Source organism: Mucilaginibacter sp. OK283 (genome assembly GCF_900110415.1).
In the GTDB taxonomy this organism is placed as follows: Bacteria; Bacteroidota; Bacteroidia; order Sphingobacteriales; family Sphingobacteriaceae; genus Mucilaginibacter.
In genome coordinates this window covers 387,432-405,111 of sequence record NZ_FODR01000001.1, presented here as the reverse complement: position 1 = coordinate 405,111, position 17,680 = coordinate 387,432, and the positions used below count along the sequence as shown (strand labels likewise).

At 44.1% G+C, this 17,680-nt stretch carries 16 protein-coding genes; 3 read left to right on the top strand and 13 right to left on the bottom strand.

The window, feature by feature from the left end; all coding sequences use genetic code 11:
* Positions 1–34 precede the first annotated feature (34 nt).
* Together BMX56_RS01845 and gldD are read left to right on the top strand one after the other, a co-directional pair.
* A complete protein-coding gene (locus tag BMX56_RS01845; protein ID WP_090639665.1) occupies positions 35–835 on the top strand; it encodes a shikimate dehydrogenase family protein in 801 nt (266 codons plus the stop codon).
* Entirely contained in the window at positions 832–1,410 is a 579-nt protein-coding gene (gene gldD, locus BMX56_RS01840) for a gliding motility lipoprotein GldD (protein WP_090639661.1), read from the top strand. Before BMX56_RS01845 ends, gldD begins: the two co-directional genes overlap by 4 nt.
* A gap of 111 nt (positions 1,411–1,521) precedes the next feature.
* Here gldD and BMX56_RS01835 read toward each other — a convergent pair whose 3' ends face one another.
* Positions 1,522–3,501, bottom strand: coding sequence for an alpha-ketoacid dehydrogenase subunit alpha/beta (locus tag BMX56_RS01835; RefSeq protein WP_090639656.1), 1,980 nt, complete (start codon positions 3,499–3,501; stop codon positions 1,522–1,524).
* A gap of 105 nt (positions 3,502–3,606) precedes the next feature.
* Here BMX56_RS01835 and BMX56_RS01830 point away from each other — a divergent pair, with 105 nt between their 5' ends.
* Positions 3,607–4,458 carry a DUF4198 domain-containing protein gene (locus BMX56_RS01830; protein ID WP_090639653.1) on the top strand — a complete coding sequence of 284 codons (852 nt, stop codon included), beginning with the start codon at positions 3,607–3,609 and terminating at the stop codon, positions 4,456–4,458.
* A 125-nt stretch (positions 4,459–4,583) separates the two neighbouring features.
* Here BMX56_RS01830 and BMX56_RS01825 read toward each other — a convergent pair whose 3' ends face one another.
* From BMX56_RS01825 to BMX56_RS01770, 12 genes are all read right to left on the bottom strand, one after another.
* Positions 4,584–5,138 (bottom strand): type 1 glutamine amidotransferase domain-containing protein, encoded by a 555-nt coding sequence (locus tag BMX56_RS01825; RefSeq protein ID WP_090639650.1) that lies wholly within the window; start codon positions 5,136–5,138, stop codon positions 4,584–4,586.
* A 109-nt stretch (positions 5,139–5,247) separates the two neighbouring features.
* Complete coding sequence (locus BMX56_RS01820; RefSeq protein WP_090639647.1) at positions 5,248–6,150, bottom strand: LysR substrate-binding domain-containing protein; 903 nt, start codon at positions 6,148–6,150, stop codon at positions 5,248–5,250.
* Positions 6,147–6,395 (bottom strand): type II toxin-antitoxin system HicA family toxin, encoded by a 249-nt coding sequence (locus tag BMX56_RS01815; RefSeq protein WP_090639644.1) that lies wholly within the window; start codon positions 6,393–6,395, stop codon positions 6,147–6,149. The genes BMX56_RS01820 and BMX56_RS01815 overlap by 4 nt, the downstream gene beginning before the upstream one ends.
* Before the next feature lie 12 nt (positions 6,396–6,407).
* Complete coding sequence (locus BMX56_RS01810) at positions 6,408–6,614, bottom strand: 2-oxoisovalerate dehydrogenase (protein ID WP_090639641.1); 207 nt, start codon at positions 6,612–6,614, stop codon at positions 6,408–6,410.
* A 32-nt stretch (positions 6,615–6,646) separates the two neighbouring features.
* Positions 6,647–7,429 carry a hypothetical protein gene (locus tag BMX56_RS01805; protein WP_090639638.1) on the bottom strand — a complete coding sequence of 261 codons (783 nt, stop codon included), beginning with the start codon at positions 7,427–7,429 and terminating at the stop codon, positions 6,647–6,649.
* A gap of 82 nt (positions 7,430–7,511) precedes the next feature.
* Positions 7,512–8,288: a hypothetical protein gene (locus BMX56_RS01800; protein ID WP_090639635.1), complete on the bottom strand. Its 777-nt coding sequence runs from the start codon at positions 8,286–8,288 to the stop codon at positions 7,512–7,514.
* 85 nt (positions 8,289–8,373) lie between these two features.
* Positions 8,374–9,744 carry a COG3014 family protein gene (locus BMX56_RS01795; RefSeq protein WP_255369747.1) on the bottom strand — a complete coding sequence of 457 codons (1,371 nt, stop codon included), beginning with the start codon at positions 9,742–9,744 and terminating at the stop codon, positions 8,374–8,376.
* An 89-nt stretch (positions 9,745–9,833) separates the two neighbouring features.
* Positions 9,834–10,427, bottom strand: coding sequence for a penicillin-binding protein activator LpoB (locus tag BMX56_RS01790; protein ID WP_090639629.1), 594 nt, complete (start codon positions 10,425–10,427; stop codon positions 9,834–9,836).
* A 47-nt stretch (positions 10,428–10,474) separates the two neighbouring features.
* Positions 10,475–10,882, bottom strand: a complete 408-nt coding sequence (locus tag BMX56_RS01785; RefSeq protein ID WP_090639624.1) for a hypothetical protein — start codon at positions 10,880–10,882, stop codon at positions 10,475–10,477.
* 276 nt (positions 10,883–11,158) lie between these two features.
* Positions 11,159–12,166 carry an aspartate-semialdehyde dehydrogenase gene (locus BMX56_RS01780; protein WP_090639618.1) on the bottom strand — a complete coding sequence of 336 codons (1,008 nt, stop codon included), beginning with the start codon at positions 12,164–12,166 and terminating at the stop codon, positions 11,159–11,161.
* A gap of 500 nt (positions 12,167–12,666) precedes the next feature.
* A complete protein-coding gene (locus BMX56_RS01775; protein ID WP_090639612.1) occupies positions 12,667–14,106 on the bottom strand; it encodes a rubredoxin in 1,440 nt (479 codons plus the stop codon).
* A 4-nt stretch (positions 14,107–14,110) separates the two neighbouring features.
* Positions 14,111–17,629 (bottom strand): nitrate reductase, encoded by a 3,519-nt coding sequence (locus BMX56_RS01770; RefSeq protein WP_090639601.1) that lies wholly within the window; start codon positions 17,627–17,629, stop codon positions 14,111–14,113.
* Between the last annotated feature and the right edge of the window lie 51 nt (positions 17,630–17,680).

Genomic DNA, 17,680 nt, shown 5'->3' with positions numbered 1-17,680 from the left:
CTTTTATTTTAGGCGATACTAAATAAACTTATACATGAAACACTACGGGCTGATAGGCTTTCCGCTTTCGCATTCTTTTTCGAAGAAATATTTTACCGAGAAATTTAAAACCGAAGGCATTGAAGATGCTGTTTACGATGTGTATCCGCTGGAACATATTAAAGATTTGCAGGACTTGCTGGATGAACATCCTAATCTTGTGGGCTTAAATGTTACCATTCCCCATAAAGTTTCCATTATACCCTATTTGGATTGGATTGAGCATGATGCCCGCACAGCAGGCGCGGTAAACTGCATTTGTATAAGCGCCGAGAGCCCCCTGCAGGCAGCATTTACAGGCGAGGTTGGCATAACCGGACACGATTTCAGGTTGGAAGGTTATAATACCGATTTATATGGTTTCGAAATGTCAATAAAGCCGCTCATCAACGACACCAACGATGAGGCCCTGGTTTTGGGCGATGGTGGCGCGGCAAAAGCGGTACGATGTGTATTGGAAAATATGGGCGTCACATACAAAACCGTTACCCGCAAACCACATCCCGATCATTTACTGTTCAGCGAGCTGACGCCGCACCATATAAAACAGCATAAAATCATCATCAATACCACACCTGTAGGTACATCGCCCAATATTCACGAATGCCCGCCAATACCCTACGAGGCTATTACCGATGAGCACTTACTGTACGATTTGATTTACAACCCCGAAGAAACCCTGTTTTTAAAACAAGGCCGCGAACGTGGCGCAACCACCAAAAATGGTTACGAAATGCTGGTATTACAGGCCGAAAAATCATGGGAGATATGGAATACTAAAGACCTGCGTGTATGAGGTGTTTAACATTACTGGTTTTAGCCTTATTTGTTTTAGTTGCCTGCGGCGGCAATCATGATTACTCGCCCAAACCCCGTGGTTACTCCCGCATTGTTTTCCCCAAAAAAGAATACCAGGAATATAATGGCGGTTGCCCCTATAGCTTTACTTACCCTAAATATGCTGTTATTGAGCCAGATAAGAGCAGCAACGCGAAGCCGTGTTGGGTAAACATGCAATTTCCCGATTTTCATGCCACGCTGCATTTAAGTTATCAGCCGGTAACCACCAAAAAAGAATTTAATCAGTTAACCGAAGATGCCCGCACCTTCGCTTTCAAGCATACCATAAAAGCAACATCAATTGATGAGGGCATTATTGCTTATCCGGAGCGCAAGGTATATGGCATTTACTATACTATTGATGGCAACGCGGCATCGTCGGCCCAGTTTTTCCTTACAGATAGTACAAAAAATTACCTGCGCGGAGCCTTGTATTTTAACAATGAACCACGTCTTGATTCGATACAACCAGCCTTAAGCTTTATTAAAAAAGACGTGGAGGTTTTGATCAAAAGCTTAAAGTGGAAGTAGGGGAGAGAATCAAGAGGCAAGAATCAAGAATTAACTTTTTTCGGGGTGAAACTTAGCCAATAAACTTCAGCTGTTAATTGCAGCCCATTTGGTTTTCCAATAACAAAGTAATCAATACCCCAGCAATTTCTCCATTATCTCGGCAAGTCTTGCTTTGGCCAAAAACTGGTCTTCCAGTGCTTTATTCATGGGGATGGCCGTATCCAGGCTTCCGCAGCGCATTACCGGGACATCCAGACATTTAAAACAATGTTCGGCAATATAGGCTGCTATTTCGGCACCGAAGCCGCTGGTGAGGGTATCTTCATGTAATATCAGGGCCCGGCCGGTTTTCTTTACGCTTTGTTCAACAGCGTTCTTATCCCATGGCAACAGGCTGCGCAGGTCGATGATCTCTAAGGATAATTCAGGATGTTTGGCCGCGTACTCCAGCGCCCAGTGTACGCCCAAACCAAAGGTGATGATGGTAGCTTTTTCGCCTTGTTGTACAATATTGGCTTTACCAATTTCTATCAGCACATCATTATCCGGCACCTCGCCGCTTATGCTGCGGTACAGGTATTTATGCTCAAAGTAAATGACTGGGTTGGGGTCGTCAATTGCTGCCAGCAACAGGCCCTTGGCATCGGCCGGGAAAGCGGGGTAAACTACCTTCAGCCCCGGCGTTTTTGTAAACCAGGCCTCGTTGCTTTGTGAGTGGAAAGGCCCGGCACCGGTGCCTGCGCCGGTTGGCATACGTACAACCATATCAACGGCCTGCGCCCAGCGGTAATGGGTTTTGGCCAGGTTATTAATAATCTGGTTAAATCCGCAGGTAACAAAATCGGCAAACTGCATTTCAACAATAGCTTTGTAGCCGTTGAGCGCTAAGCCCATACCCGCGCCTACTATGCCCGATTCGCAGATGGGGGTGTTGCGCACCCGGCCTTTGCCAAATTCTTCCACAAAGCCCTGGGTTATTTTAAATGCGCCGCCATATTCGGCAATATCCTGCCCCATAACTACCAGGTTTGGGTATTTGCGCATACCCTGCCGCATGCCGTCGCTTATAGCATCTATATACCGCTTATTGGTTGTCGGGCTTGCCGGTGGTTGGCTTGCCGGGAATTGGTAAGGCCGGTACATATCGGCCACTTCGGTTTCAATATCCGGCACAATATCAGCCTCGCTGTAAACCTTTTCAAATTCCGATTCAATAAGCGTAGTAAACTCTTTCCTGATAATAGGAATCCATTCAGGCAGCAGCACGCGTTCATTCAATAAATATTTCTCGAAATTAGCCAGCGGATCTTTTGCGCCCCACCACTCAAATAAGTTTTGCGGTACATATTTAGTGCCCGAAGCCTCCTCGTGCCCACGCATCCTGAAGGTCATACACTCCAGCAAAACCGGTCGGGGATTTTCGCGGATGCTGTTTTTTATATCCGTTATGGTGTGGTACACCTCTAAAATATTATTGCCATCAATGCGGCGGCCCTCCATGCCGTATCCTATCGCCTTATCAACCAACTGGGTGCAGTGATACTGCTCATTTGTAGGGGTTGATAAGCCGTAACCATTGTTCTCGACAAGGAAAATAACAGGCAAATTCCAAACCGCCGCAATATTTAAAGCCTCATGAAAATCCCCTTCGCTGGTAGCTCCTTCGCCGGTATAAACCAGGGTGGTTTTATGCCGGTTAGATAATACATCGGCCAGTGCTATGCCGTCGGCTAAGGCCAACTGTGGCCCCAGGTGCGATATCATCCCAATGATCTTATATTCCTGTGTGCCGAAATGAAAAGATCTATCGCGCCCCTTGGTAAAACCCGATGGCTTGCCCTGCCATTGCGCCATTAACCGCGAAAGCGGGATATTACGCGTTGTAAAAACACCCAGGTTGCGGTGCATCGGCAAAATATACTCATCGTCGGCCATGGCCAGGGTACTGCCAACGGCAATGGCTTCCTGCCCTATGCCCGAAAACCATTTGCCAATGCGGCCCTGCCTTAACAGGATGAGCATTTTCTCCTCGACCATGCGCGGCAGCAACAGTTTTCTGTAAAAAGACAGCAACGTGTCGTTATCAAGGTTTTTACGATCAAAAATCATAAGGTAAAACTACTGAAGTTTTTAAATGGCAAGGCCTTCAACAAGGTCAAAAAATAATTTTTTCGGGTTAAACTTTGTATGTTTGGTAATTCCTAACTAAAAACGATGAAACGATTTGTATATTTAATATTGGCGGTGTTGTTAATCATTGGTTTTACGGCCTACGCGCAAGATTTCTTTTTATTGCCTGGCAGTTTCTACATGAAAAAAGGCGATAACATTAACCTGCACTTGTTAAGCGGCAATGAATTTGCAAAGGAGGGGGAGTACAAATACGACGGCGCCAAGATCTCGAAATTTGTATTGTACGAAGGAAAGAAACAGACCGACCTGAGCAAATTGCCAAAAGATACGGCATCAAATATATTAAACTACAAACTGGAAAGCCCTGGTTTAGCTACCATCGAAGTCATCAAAAGTGAGAATGTAGAATCGGAAAGAAACAAGTTTTTAAAATACCTGAGCAGCGAAGGGCTTGACCAAATTGCCGAAGAGGCAAAAGCCAACAATCAGCAATACTTTGTAGAAAAAACAACCCGCTACTTAAAAACACTGGTAACTGTTGATAAACCAACCGACCGGGATTTTGAAAAGCCACTGAACGAGGAATACGAAATTGTTATTAAACAAAACCCCTACAAAGCCGATTACGGCGATGATGTAACTGCCGAGGTTCTTTTTCATGGCAAGCCGTTGAAAGACGCTGTGGTTATTTTGTACGTAAAAACAATTAACGGCAATGTTTATCCCCAGAAATTGAGCGCTGATGCAAGTGGGCTTATATTTTTTAAACTAAGCCGCGAAGGGATATACATGTTAAGCTCGGTACATATTGAAGCATCGAAAGATAAAAATGCCGATTTTGAAAGTTGGGGAACCACCTTCACTTTTGCTTTTACCAATAACGGCAGCATGCCCGATACCTACCGCGAATTTGGCTTCGGCAACAAGCATTAAAGCATAATCGATTTAAATATCCAACACCGAACTTCCAATATCGAATAATGAAGTGAAAATCTCGGTGTTGGATATTCAACATTCATTATTCGATATTATTTGCGCTTATTTTAATCACACTGGGCTTAGGCCCCATGATGCACGCCTTCGGCAATCTCTTCAATGGCTTTGCGGTTAAAGGCATCCAGGTCGGCTGGGGTGCGGCTTGTTACCAGGCCGTTGTCAACCACAACCTCTTCGTCAACCCAATCAGCACCTGCATTTATCAGGTCGGTTTTTAAAGACGGATAGGAAGTAAGGCGGCGGCCGTTAATCAATCCTGTTTCAATAAGCACCTGCGGGCCATGGCAAATGGCTGCTACCGGTTTCCCTTCATCTAAAAATGCTGATGCAAAAGCTACCGCATCTTTATTTTGTCTTAACTTATCGGGATTTAGTACGCCACCAGGCAAAACCAACACGTCATAATCATCGGGGCTCACGTCGCTCAGTTGTTTATCTACATTAATTTCGATACCCCAGTTGGTTTTGTCCCAGGCTTTTATTTTGCCTGCTTTAGGCGATATCACATGAACAGTTGCCCCTGCTGCTTCCAGGGCTGCTTTTGGGCTTGTTAACTCAACCTGTTCAAATCCTTCTTCAGTAAGGATAGCCACCTTACGATCATTTAAACTTGCCATAACTGTATTTTTTAATTATTGCTATAATAAATTAAGTACAATATAAATACAGGCTAACGGTTAGATGGTTTCAGGTATTTTAAAATAACAAAAGTGAACTTTTAAGGTACTATCTATCAGCTATATGCCCCAACGCATAATTGATAAAGTTACTCGTCAAGCCATAATCTTCCGTCCCCTTCCGGCGAATAAAAAAGAAATCTCTGGTAATTTTCAGGCCTTCGATGGGTACTTCAACCAGGTCGCCTTCGGCCAGCTGGCGGATGATAGAGGGGCGGGGCATAAACCCGAGGCACTGATCGGCCAGTAAGAAGTTTTTAAGCGCTTCGGTCCCACCAAGCCGGATTTTTACCGATAGGTCGGCCGGTTTAATGTGCAGGGCCGATAGTGATTTTAAAACCGCATTTAGCGTACCAGAGCCCCGCTCGCGGACGGCTAACGGCGTCTTAACAAACTGCTTTAACGTTAGCGATTTGCCGGCCAGGGGGCTTTTTGCCGAACATACCGGGATCACCTCGTCGCTCATGAAAGGATTGTAGGATACAGTTGTGAGCTTATTATCAACCTCGATGATGCCGATATCAACCTCATGATTCAGTAAGGCATTCAGGATATATTCGGAGTTACGGTTCACCAATTGTACATCTACATTGGCGTACTCGCGCTGAAAACCCGATAGTATTGATGGTAAAATATATAGCGCAATGGTGGTGCTGGCCCCTAAGCGCAAATGGCCCGCAGCTTGTGACAGGTTACTGAGTACCGAGAGGTCGTATTCAATTTTGCGTTCAATCTCCGTGGCTTGCTGCAGATATTCGTTCAGCTTACTGCCCGCTTCGGTAAGCAGGATGCTGTTTCCTTTGCGCTCAAACAAGGGTACTTTATACTGATCTTCCAGAGCCTTAATATGCTTGCTTATAGCGGGCTGCGTTACAAACAGCACCTGTGCAGCTTTTGAGAAACTCAAATTGGCGGCAACTTCCATAAAAACACGGTGGGCGAAGGATATCATAGTTTATTTATTATATCCTCTTTGCTGATTTTTAGTTGAGAAGAAACATCGTTTATTATAGACATAAGAGTTCCCAATTTAATAGGATTGTGATTAGGTATGGTAATACTTTTGGCCCCTTCATCCGTTGTGGCCAAAGACATCCTTATATGACTACCAACTTGACGAATAACCTTGTATCCGTATTTGGACAACAACTTTACCAAGTCGCTACCAGACACATCTCTTGGTGCTTTAGGAGACATAATTACTTATAATTAAACGGTAATTATTTCTTCTTTTACGAGGTGTAAGCGGATAATTTTGGGCAGATTATCATCGTCAAAATGACACTGTACGGCTTCTCGAATGTTTCCTTTAAGTTCGTCCATTGTGTCGCCTTGAGTATAAATAGATTCACCTATGGCTCTGGCGTTGTAACCTCCCTCAATCGCTTCTTCTACTAAGAAAAATACTTCATTCATATTCAAATTTATTGAAAATTTATGATTAATTCTTAACTCTTTACTTTCTCGAAAAACCTTCCGGTAAATTTATAGGTGATAAACTTGCGGGTCATTTTGCCGCTGAAATCAACCAGGGGGGTATGTATTGTTTTTGTAGTATGGTCAAATGTGATGCTCGGGAAAGTATCCCAATCGGCTACCGATTGCAGGTTGTATTCATAATACAAACGGCTTAATACTGCCGTAGGGGTTTTTACCATAGGTACGCGGCCGTTCAGCACACCTTTTTCAATGGCATAAGCCCGGATGCCCTGCCCGGCTTTACTGGCCGACATTACCGAGTTATAAACTGCCATATACATAGTTTTGTTATTGGCCGTAAACGTATAAATCTTCGGGAACCAGTAAGCTTCCTTGCCCGGTGGGTCCATTTTTAACAGCGATAGCGTTTGGCCGTTAACCTTGTATTGCAGTATGTTATCAAAATCGTACCCGCCATTGCCCAGCCGGGTATCCCAGGAATAGGTACGGAACATGCCATCTGACGAAGTTGCGATAACCATCCTCTCTTTTACCAGCGATGTGAATTTTAAATCGATAGTAAAGGGGTATTTAGCAGTATAATATTTAAGCTTAAAGGCAAAGATGCTATTCATCTTTTTTAAGGAATCAATGGCTTTCCATTCTTTTTTATGCGTGCCATAGTAATTGATGCGCTTAAAAATACGTAATAGGTCATTCTCAATGGCCTGCGGACTACTGATAGTCTGGGCAAACGTTTGGGCCGTAATAAAACAGATGCAAAAAACAATTATCAGCTTAAATGATCTCATCGGAAACAAGTTAGTAAAAAAGCTTCAATAACGCTAAAATAATAGTTATAATTTATAACTAACCACCCGGTAACAAACCGCATTATTTCCTCTTTCCCTTTATAAAATATTGGCCGTTAAATTTATAGGTAATGCAATTATTTGTTACACTTCCGCTCTCTGTAACAACGGGCATTGTTAATGTGTGTACTTTTTCGTCATACTTTAAATCGTTAGACCAATCTTGATCGCGCATAGAATTTTCGTTATACTGAAAATCTATTTTACTATGTAAACCGGTTTGGGTTTTGATAAGTTTTGCCTGGATTAGATTGCCATTTTCTATCGAAAAAATCTGAATGCCTTGACATCGTTGGTGGTAATCTAAAATCTCGTCGTACACCGCAAGGTAATATATTTTGCCTCCGTTTTTTAAGAAATAAATTTTGGAATATGAGCAAGTATATTCATTAGGACTTGGCGGAGTAACTGATTTTACGCTTTGAGCGCTTGTGTACTGGGCAACGCTGGTATAGAAATGTTGGGTTCCGCCCATCAAAGTGTCCCACCAATATAGCCGCAGCAAGCCGTCGGTTGAGGTGATTATCCCGAGGGGCTCGTTCGCAAAAGATTTAAAAGGCAGACCGATGGTGGCAGGGTATTTTGCAGTGGCAGACAATAGTTTACGTTCAAACCAGCTGTTGGCCTCATCTAAAGAATCCAGGGCGCTTACTGTTGTATCCGCTTGTCGGGTATCCCAATAATTAATTTTTTTAAACGCAGTCAGCAAGTCTGCCTCAATTGTTTTTGAGTTTTGACCAAATACGTTTTCTGATGTTAAGATAAGTAGAATTAAAATACACCGTCCAATGGGTTTCATCGCAAATATTAAAAAATAAAAATAGGGATAATCATCAGATCATACCTATTCATTTATCTTATTTACGGTGGCTAAAAATGCATGCCTACCGTAACGTTGCATAATTATAAAACTGCATCGTTCCGTTGCCTTGTACTTCAATCGTTTTGGTTTCGGCAACGCCCTGGGCATTTTTTAGTACGATACTTACTTTGTTAGCACCCTTTTGCAGCGGTACACGGGCATAAGAAATAGATGAAGGCAGGGATTGCCAGTTACGTGTATCGGCCTTTTCAGATAACAGGCTGTATAGTTGTACGCCATAACCCAGCCCTTCTAAAACGCCGTTTGTTTTACCATCGCTTGTGGCCGCGGCACGCAGGCCATATTCGGCCATTTTTTTTACGGCAAGCCTTGAAAGCACTTTGCCCAATTCTTTTAAAGTGCGCTGCTGAAGCGTTTTAAAAGCCAGTTCATTAATATCTTCGGCCTTTTCTAAGGGTATTTGTTGATCATTGGCACTGATGCTGGCGCTTAAATAATAAGGCGCCTGGGCAATATACTTTGGAAACGCTACCCGCAAGCTTTCAACAGATTTCAGGTTCACCCTATTCCTGTCGCCGCTATAATTAAAGGGGATCTCTAAACCGGCACCGTTAACAAAAAACAACCCGCCATCGCTATGCCTTACCATGCTAAAAAATAAATCTTCCTGTGTTTTAACCGGCGCAAGGCCGTTTTCCCAAAACAAGATCAGCACGCCGCCTTCGGTGGGTTTACCAGGAGTGTATGGAATACCAAATGTTTTCTCAAACTGATCGGCCTCGGTTGTAAAGCCGTTTAACATGGCGGTCCTGATCACATCCTCCTTTAATCCCATAGGCATCGGCGTGCCATAATAAGTTTGATCGGGGGTTTTCAGGTAGATCTCGGCAGCGTTGCGGTATGATATAAAGGCATTGTTAACATCATTATTACGTTCGTAAAGCATGCCCTGGAACATTAGGGCAAAGGCATCGTTTGAGTAACGATTGTCTTTATTGTTAAATTTATCGCCCTGGTCCTGCGCCTGCAGGGTGATGCGGCGGGCCTCCACAATGGCATCTTCAATATTGTTCAGATAAAGGTAATTCAGCGCCTTATAATAGTGGATCATGAATTTTTCAAAATCCTCGCCTTTATATGTTTGCGACATGGAGTTAACCAATAAACCAACGGCCGCGTCGGCAACACCTGTTAAACCACTATCCAGTAATTGATCGGCATTGTTAAAGTACTTATTGCTTGATTCATACTCTCCTCTCAGGTGCGCCACCCGCCCTTTCTCCATCAGGTACAGGAGTTTATTACGCGGCTTTTGGATAAGGCCATTATTATCCAGGTCTTTTTCGGCCTGGGGGTAATTGCCCGCATAAACATTTTTGTAATAAGAAGTAAGGCTTTGATTGTAAGTGGTACAACCAAATAAAAAAAGCATCACCCCTATGACAGGTGATGCGAGAAAGATACGCTTACGCAGGTTTATCATTATCAGATACAAGCAATCCTTGAGCAGGGCTTACTTAATTAATTTTTTACGTATTTGGCTATTTTTTTCTCCCCTATCCAAACCACTTCGTTTGTTTGAATATTGGTAAGCTCGAGGTTTACCTGGTAGTAAACTACTTTTTGGCGCTTGTGCGAATCAACAATAGAATTGATAGAGCCTTGCAGGATATAATCGGCACCATTCTCTAACCCAAATTGTTTCATGCTTGACACGGTTGCATTGGTTTGCTGGTCGGCTTTCTCGGCGCGCAATTCTTCACGTTTCTTGCCACCTTGTACCAGGCGTACCTTTTGGGTTTGGATAAATGAGCTTTCAATGTCCTTTAAAAAAGTTTCGGCATCAATATGTTCATGGCTTTTGTTTTGCACAAACCCCACAATTACTACCGGCTTTTTGCCCTGGTGATCTGCTTGATGGTTTTCTATCCAGCTTGCGCCTAAAATTTTGCCGGTTAGTTCTTCGGCCGCCATCCGGGAGTCGCTGTTATTCCAGTTGCCGCTTACATCTATAGTTTGATCGGTGCTAACGCGGGTTACCTGCCTTGAGCATGATGCGGCAAAAAGTGTTGAAACTGCAAGTGCAGCAATGGTTAAAATGTTATTAAATTTCATTGATAGTAGGTTGTTAAATTATGATAATAAGTGATGCGTGGTGCTGTTTAATACCAGCCAAAACCAATTCCGATACCGGAACGGCCTCCGTGGTATCCGCCGCGCCCCCAGCGGCCCCCAAAGCCAAAGTTGATTGATGGTGAATAGTAGTTATCGTAAAGCCCCCATGACGGCGTATAATCGAAATAGCCATTCATGCGTTCCTGGTGCCTCCATTCGTGGTTTTGACGGCGGCGCTCCAGCTTAGCCTCGTACCAGTCATAAGCTTTGTAGGTATCCTGTATGGTTGTGCCTTGTAAACTGGTAAGGCTATCTGCCGCGCGGGCATATTTAGCCTGGCTTTCTTTATATCGCGGATTTTGATCGGCAAGTAAAGCAGTTTGCTGCGCCCTAACCGCGCCGCTGTACAAACTGCCAAAAACGGCAACGGCTGCTATAATTATCTTAGTTTTCATTGTGAAATAAAATAATGTAATTGAAATACAAATGACGCTATTAAACGTAATAAGTTAACGCAGATGCACAGTTAAATTATGTTAATAAACATCTTTTTACTTAATTATGAGGCAGCAGTTAACTAACAGGCAGGGTTGCCCATGTTAACGGGGAGCTTTTATATAAAAACAGGGATAATCAACCGACTATCCCTGTTATATTTTTAAGTTTTGGGTTGAGTTGATAAGCGACTAAAACCATTCACTTTATCAACCCAATCAACCATTCACTAATAATTACGCCTCAACCGGCGCGCCAATCAAATGCTTGGCCGCTAAGTATTCTGCAATCTGCACTGCGTTGGTAGCAGCGCCTTTGCGCAGGTTATCAGATACTATCCAGCAATTTAAAGTATTGTCCTGGCTTTCGTCGCGGCGTAAGCGGCCAACAAAAACTTCGTCTTTATCGTGCGCGTCAAGCGGCATTGGGTATTTCAGGTTGGCGGTATCATCAACTACTACAATACCTGGCGAATTAGCTAATAGTTCACGTACTTCGCCCAAATCAAAATCATGTAAAAACTCGATGTTTACCGACTCTGAGTGACCGCCCATAACCGGGATCCGAACGGTGGTAGCAGTTACTTTAATGCTGTCATCGCCCATGATCTTTTTGGTTTCCAGGATCATTTTCATTTCCTCTTTGGTGTAACCGTTGTCGGTAAACACATCAATTTGAGGTATTACGTTCAGGTCGATAGTGTAAGGGTAAACCTTTGGCCCATCAATCCCTTTGCGCTCGTTAAACAACTGGTCAACAGCTTTTACGCCGGTACCGGTTACCGATTGATAGGTAGATACTACTACGCGTTTAATTTTATATTTATCGTGCAGCGGCTTTAAGGCCACTACCATTTGTATGGTTGAGCAATTGGGGTTGGCAATAATTTTGTCCTCTGCGGTTAATACATCGGCATTTACTTCGGGCACAACCAGTTTTTTGGTTGGATCCATGCGCCAGGCCGATGAGTTATCAATAACTGTAGTGCCTGCGGCCGCGAAAAGCGGTGCCTGCTCCAATGAAGTACTGCCGCCGGCGCTGAAAATTGCAACGTCCGGCTTCATCTTAATCGCATCCTCAACAGAAACTACCTTAAACTGCTTACCCTTAAAAGTGATTTCTTTACCAATACTTTTTGCGGAAGCTACGGGAATTAATTCTGTAACGGGGAAGTTGCGTTCTGCCAGAACCTGCAACATTTTGGTGCCTACTAAGCCAGTAGCACCTACTACTGCGACTTTCATTGTTTAATTGTTTTTAATTGTAAAGAAACCCCTTTCGGGCGCTTCATTGCGTGTTAATTTGTTAGATAATAAATTTTGAACCCCAAATATGCACATTTTTTTAGATAATCTACCTGATTGGTAGTTAAATAGTGAATGGTGAGGGGTGAATAGTTGATTGGGTGAGCAGTTGCAGGAAAAAGGTGTTGGGAAGACGCGAAAAAAGGGAGGGAAACGTGTGATTACTTCCTTGGGGAGGACAGGGGAAGGATAAGTAAATTAACCGCAAACTGTGTGTACCGGCACGGGGTGAAACACTCTGGTACGCCCTGAAACACCCTGGTACACCCTGAAACACCCTGGTACGGGGTGGTACACAACCGGTGGTTAATATTTTTAATTCAGGCGATTGATGGCGTTAAATCATTGAATTAATCCGGCTGCCGGGAATGGGGCGGTTTCATAATTTCAAAGCTACCTAACAGATCATCACTCGTCATATGAAAAAACAAAGCAATCAGCTATGCCACGCAAACCAACTCCTTGTAATCCTCTTTACCGGCGCCGCAGGTAGGGCATTCAAAACTTTTTAACCCGGTGAAGGGTACCCCAGGCGCAAGTCCGTTTAGTTCGTCGCCATATGCTTCGTCGTAAATAGTAAAGCAGTTTTTACACTGGTGTACTACTTTTTGATTAATTGGCTTGTTAATATCTTCCCTGCCTGCAACCGTGGCCGACTGAACAATATTGCTTTGCTGCTCATAAAACAAATCGCAAAGTGCAATCAAATGGCGGCCTAAGTCGATTTTAGCAACCCCTTGTTTATACACCACAAATTCGCGGGTGTTGTGGTTAAAATCGCGGGTGTGCACAATTTCAAACTCGTCGGGATTGCGTTCGCGGATCATGATAGAGCCATAGATCCCCGATTTTGGCGACCGTTTAATGGCAAAGCTAAGGCGATATGTGCGCAGATCGGCTTCCTCAAATTCGCGAACCAGCTGTTGTTTCAGATCAAGACATTGACTGCACAGGTCTTCTACCTGCCAATTCAATTCATTTGAAGCATGGCGTACATTTACCCGGTATTTATTGAGCATATTGCCCCAAAGCGGCCTGTGTTTGGCCTCGATATTTTTAACAAGCAACGATTTCCATGGGCTGATATACAGCTGCCCAACCCTGGTTTGCATACACAGGTTGCAAATTTCTTTTAAAAACTCGATATCAAATAATTCATTGCGCCTGTAAATACCCAGCCAATGTTTATTGCCTTGTTTATTAAAGCCCTCATAGTAGGGCAATTGAAATTCGGGGATATTTAAGGGATGATCTATTTGCTGGATAACAAACTGGTTATTGGCAGCAACCAGTTGATACAACAAATCGGCATTAACTTCGGCCTGGTCATAAAACAGCGGCATATTGGCAAATATTACCTGCTGCACAGCTTTGCTCATGGCCGGGATATCGTCTGAATAAACCAATACAGGCCAGCAATACAGGATATTGGTTTTAGGAAACCTGATATACAAATACCAATAATTACTTACCGGCGACGAGATAAAATTAAAATTACCGGTAAAAAAGGGGGCAAAAGTTTGGTTGCTATCAACCAGGTTTATTTTTAACTCAGGCTGATAATCAAACAGGTCGAAAATGTCTTTGTAAACCCCTTCCTTCAACCAGTTTTCATGATTAAAAATTCCATCGGCAATATAGGAGCTGGTGATATTAGGGAACTGGTCGGTATTAATTTCATGGTCAATACCGGCGCCCAGCATATCAAATTCCAGGTCTTCCAACTGGCCGGCATCTACCTCAAAATAAAGCTGCTGCCTGTTCCCAAACCTAATTTGGGCCGCACCCGCATTTTGGGCGATGATAAGCATTTCGTAAAAATCGCCGGCAGAGGCTACCCCACCCGACAGGTTTATTTTAATCAGTTGCTTTTTTTCCATCTGCTTATACCTTTATTAATTGCTGTTGTAAAACCTCTTCCAACAGGCGCTTTACCTCCGGCCTGCATGATCCGCAGCCTGTGCCTGCCCCGGTTTGGCTGCACACATCGGCCAGTTGAGTACAGCCTGAGGCCACTTTATTGCGTATGTTATCGGCACCCACATTATTGCAGCTGCACACCAATTTGCCTAAAACAGGCTCGGCGGTTTTGCCACTGCGCAACAGTTTGAGTCGTTTGTCGCTCAGTTCGGTTTTGTTGGCTATCAGTTCCTTAAATTCCTGGAATTCGCCTTTATCGCCAATCAAAATGGTACCTACCAATTTATCCTGGTGAATAATGCATTTTTTATAATAGCGCTTGGCCTTATCAATAAATACAATCTCTTCGTAATCCCTATCATCCGGGCATTCTGATAAACCAATACTGCATAGGTCAAAACCATGAATTTTAATGATGTTCATGAACAGGCTACCTTTATAGTAGCTGCCAATATCACCATTCATGTAGCCGGCAACTACAGCGGCTTGTTGCTCGGCAGCAGCGGTAATGCCATACAGCGTGCCGTTAAATTCGGCAATTTCGCCAATGGCATATATATTAGGGTCGCTGGTGAGCAGCCGCTCGTTTACAATAACTCCGCGTTTAATATCAAGGCCGCAATCTTTGGCAATTTCCAGGTTAGGGGTTGTGCCAATAGCCAATATCATGGCGTCGCAATCAATTTTGCGTCCGCTTTTAAGGCCAATACCAGTTAGTTTATTACGACCGTAAAATAGCTGCACCTCGTCGTCATAAAAAATATCGCAGCCCTGGTCGGCCATTTCCTCATGTAGCAAACGGCTGCCTAACTCATCCAGCTGGCGGTTCAAAAACCTTGATGTACGCTGAATAATGGTAATCGTGATCCCCATTTCACGTAGGGAAGCAGCCATCTCCAAACCCAGTAAACCACCGCCCACAATAACCACATGCCCGTTTTTTGGCATATGCTTTTTAAAGTTGTCGGCATCGTTGCGGCTGCGCATGCTGAAAATCCCCTGCAAAGATGGTACGTTTTTAGGGATGGCCGCCCGGCTGCCGGTAGCCAGCAACAACACATCGTAATAGGTTTTTACTCCACGGCTATCCAGCACATATTTATTAGCGCGATCTATTTTTTCGATGCTTACGCCGCGTAACAACCTTATCTTAAATTCCGGCTCCTCCTCATCGGTCATTTTTATAAGTTGTTCCCAGCTTTGCTCGCCGCTAATGTAATCGGGCAGCATTACGCGGTTATAAAAAGGATATTCTTCCTTACTGAAAATGGTTATCTCATCATCCTTATTCAACTCCCGGTATGATCGTACAAAGCCGTGCGCGCCTGCACCCGCGCCTACCACTACTATACGCTGAAAAGGCTTTTTATATTTTTGAACGCTTACCGCGCAATATTTAAAATCCGGCTCTTTCGACATCGGATCAACCGCATCATTGGTAACGTTATTGATGCGGTGCAAATCGTTATTGAGTATTTTACCCCAGTGCATGGGCACAAAAACAACCCCCTGTTTTATCTCCGGCGATATTTTCGCTTTTACATTTACCTCGCCCCTGCGAGATTTGATAATGGTAACATCACCATCCTGTATGTTTAACTCAACAGCATCAAGCGGGTTTATCTCCATAAACGATTGCTTAATGTGCTGGTTAAGCTTGTTTACCTTACCCGTTTTGCTCATGGTATGCCAATGATCGCGAATACGGCCGGTGGTGAGTATAAATGGAAAATCCTCATCCGGTATCTCACTGGTGAGTGTATCAGGAACAGCGCTGATGCGGGCGTTTCCGCTTTCGGTATAGAATTTTTTATCGGTAAATAAGCGCGGTGTGCCTATAGTTACATTCCGCTTTTTATAAGGCCACTGTACAGATCCTTGTTGTTTGATGATCTCGTAGGTTAACCCGCTGATATCGATATTGGTTTTAGCAGTTAGTTTGGCATGCTCGGCATAAATTTCTGCGGCATTTTTGAAATCGAAGCCTTTGTAACCCATTTTTTTGGCAAAGCGGCAAATGATCTCGCTATCGGGAATGGCTTCGCCAGGAGGGTTCAGTACTTTACTCAAATAGCTGATGCGCCTTTCAGAATTGGTCATGGTGCCTTCCTTTTCGGCCCAGGCGGCAGCGGGCAGTATTACATCGGCATAAGCCAAAGTTTCGGGCTTGTTGCTTATCTCCTGTACCACTACAAATTTTGCTTTTTTCAAAGCTTCTTCGGCCAGGCGAACATTGGGCAAGCTGGTTAGCGGGTTGGTGCACATAATCCAGATGGCTTTTAAGCGGCCATCATTCAGGGCTTCAAACATTTCGGTAGCGGTAAGGCCTGGTTTGGCTGCTATTTGGGTACCTCCCCAAAACTTTTGCACCTCTTCCCTGTGCAAAGGATTGGCCAGGTTACGATGCGCAGGCAACAGGTTGGCCAGGCCACCTACCTCGCGCCCGCCCATGGCATTGGGCTGCCCTGTTAATGATAATGGGCCCGAGCCTGGTTTACCAATATGGCCCGTTATTAAATTGAGGTTTATCAGGCTTAAATTTTTGTTTACACCGATAGCGCTTTGGTTTAAGCCCATCGTCCACATCGAAATAAAACCTTTGGCTTCGCCGATGTATTTGGCGGCCAGGCGAATATTACTTTCACTTACTCCGCAAATCTGAGCCGATTCGGCCAGTGTGCGTTCAAATACTATTTTACTGTACTGCTCAAAACCATCTGCATGTTTGGTTACAAAATCAACGTCGATGTCGCCGTTTTCTATCAATACCCTGCCAATGGCGTGGTTGAGCGTAATATCCGTACCGGGATTTAGCTGCAGGTGCAAATCGGCAATACTGCAGGTATCAGTAGCCCGCGGATCAACCACTATAATTTTAACGTTGGGGTTAGCTGCTTTGTGGGCCTCAACCCGTCGCCATAAAATAGGATGGCACCAGGCCGGGTTGGCGCCGGTAACATAAAAGCAATCGGCCAGTTCAATATCGTCATAACAAACCGGTACACTGTCTTCGCCCAGCGCCACTTTATAACCCACGACGGCGCTACTCATGCACAGGCGCGAATTGGTATCAATATTATTACTGCCTATAAAGCCTTTCATCAGCTTGTTTACCACGTAGTACTCCTCGGTAAGGCATTGCCCCGAAGCATAAAACGCCACCGAATCGGGCCCGTATTTGTTGATGAAAGTTTTAAAAACAGCTGCAGTACGCTCCAACGCATCATCCCAGCTTACCCTTTGCATGGGCATGCTTTTATTATAACGCATTTGCGGGTACAACAGCCTGTCTGTTTTATCATTGGCGGTGTAGTGCAGGTTAAGCCCTTTACTACACAACATCCCTTTATTTACAGGATAGTCTTTATCTCCCTCTAAAGTTATGCTGCCATTTTTTTCTTTGTTAATAACAACGCCGCAACCCACCCCGCAGTAACAGCAGGTACTTTTTAATGTATTAACAGAGCGTTTATTTATAGACATCTTTTTATAGCTAAAAGCTTAAGGCCAAAGGCCGAAAGCTTTATTTGAGCC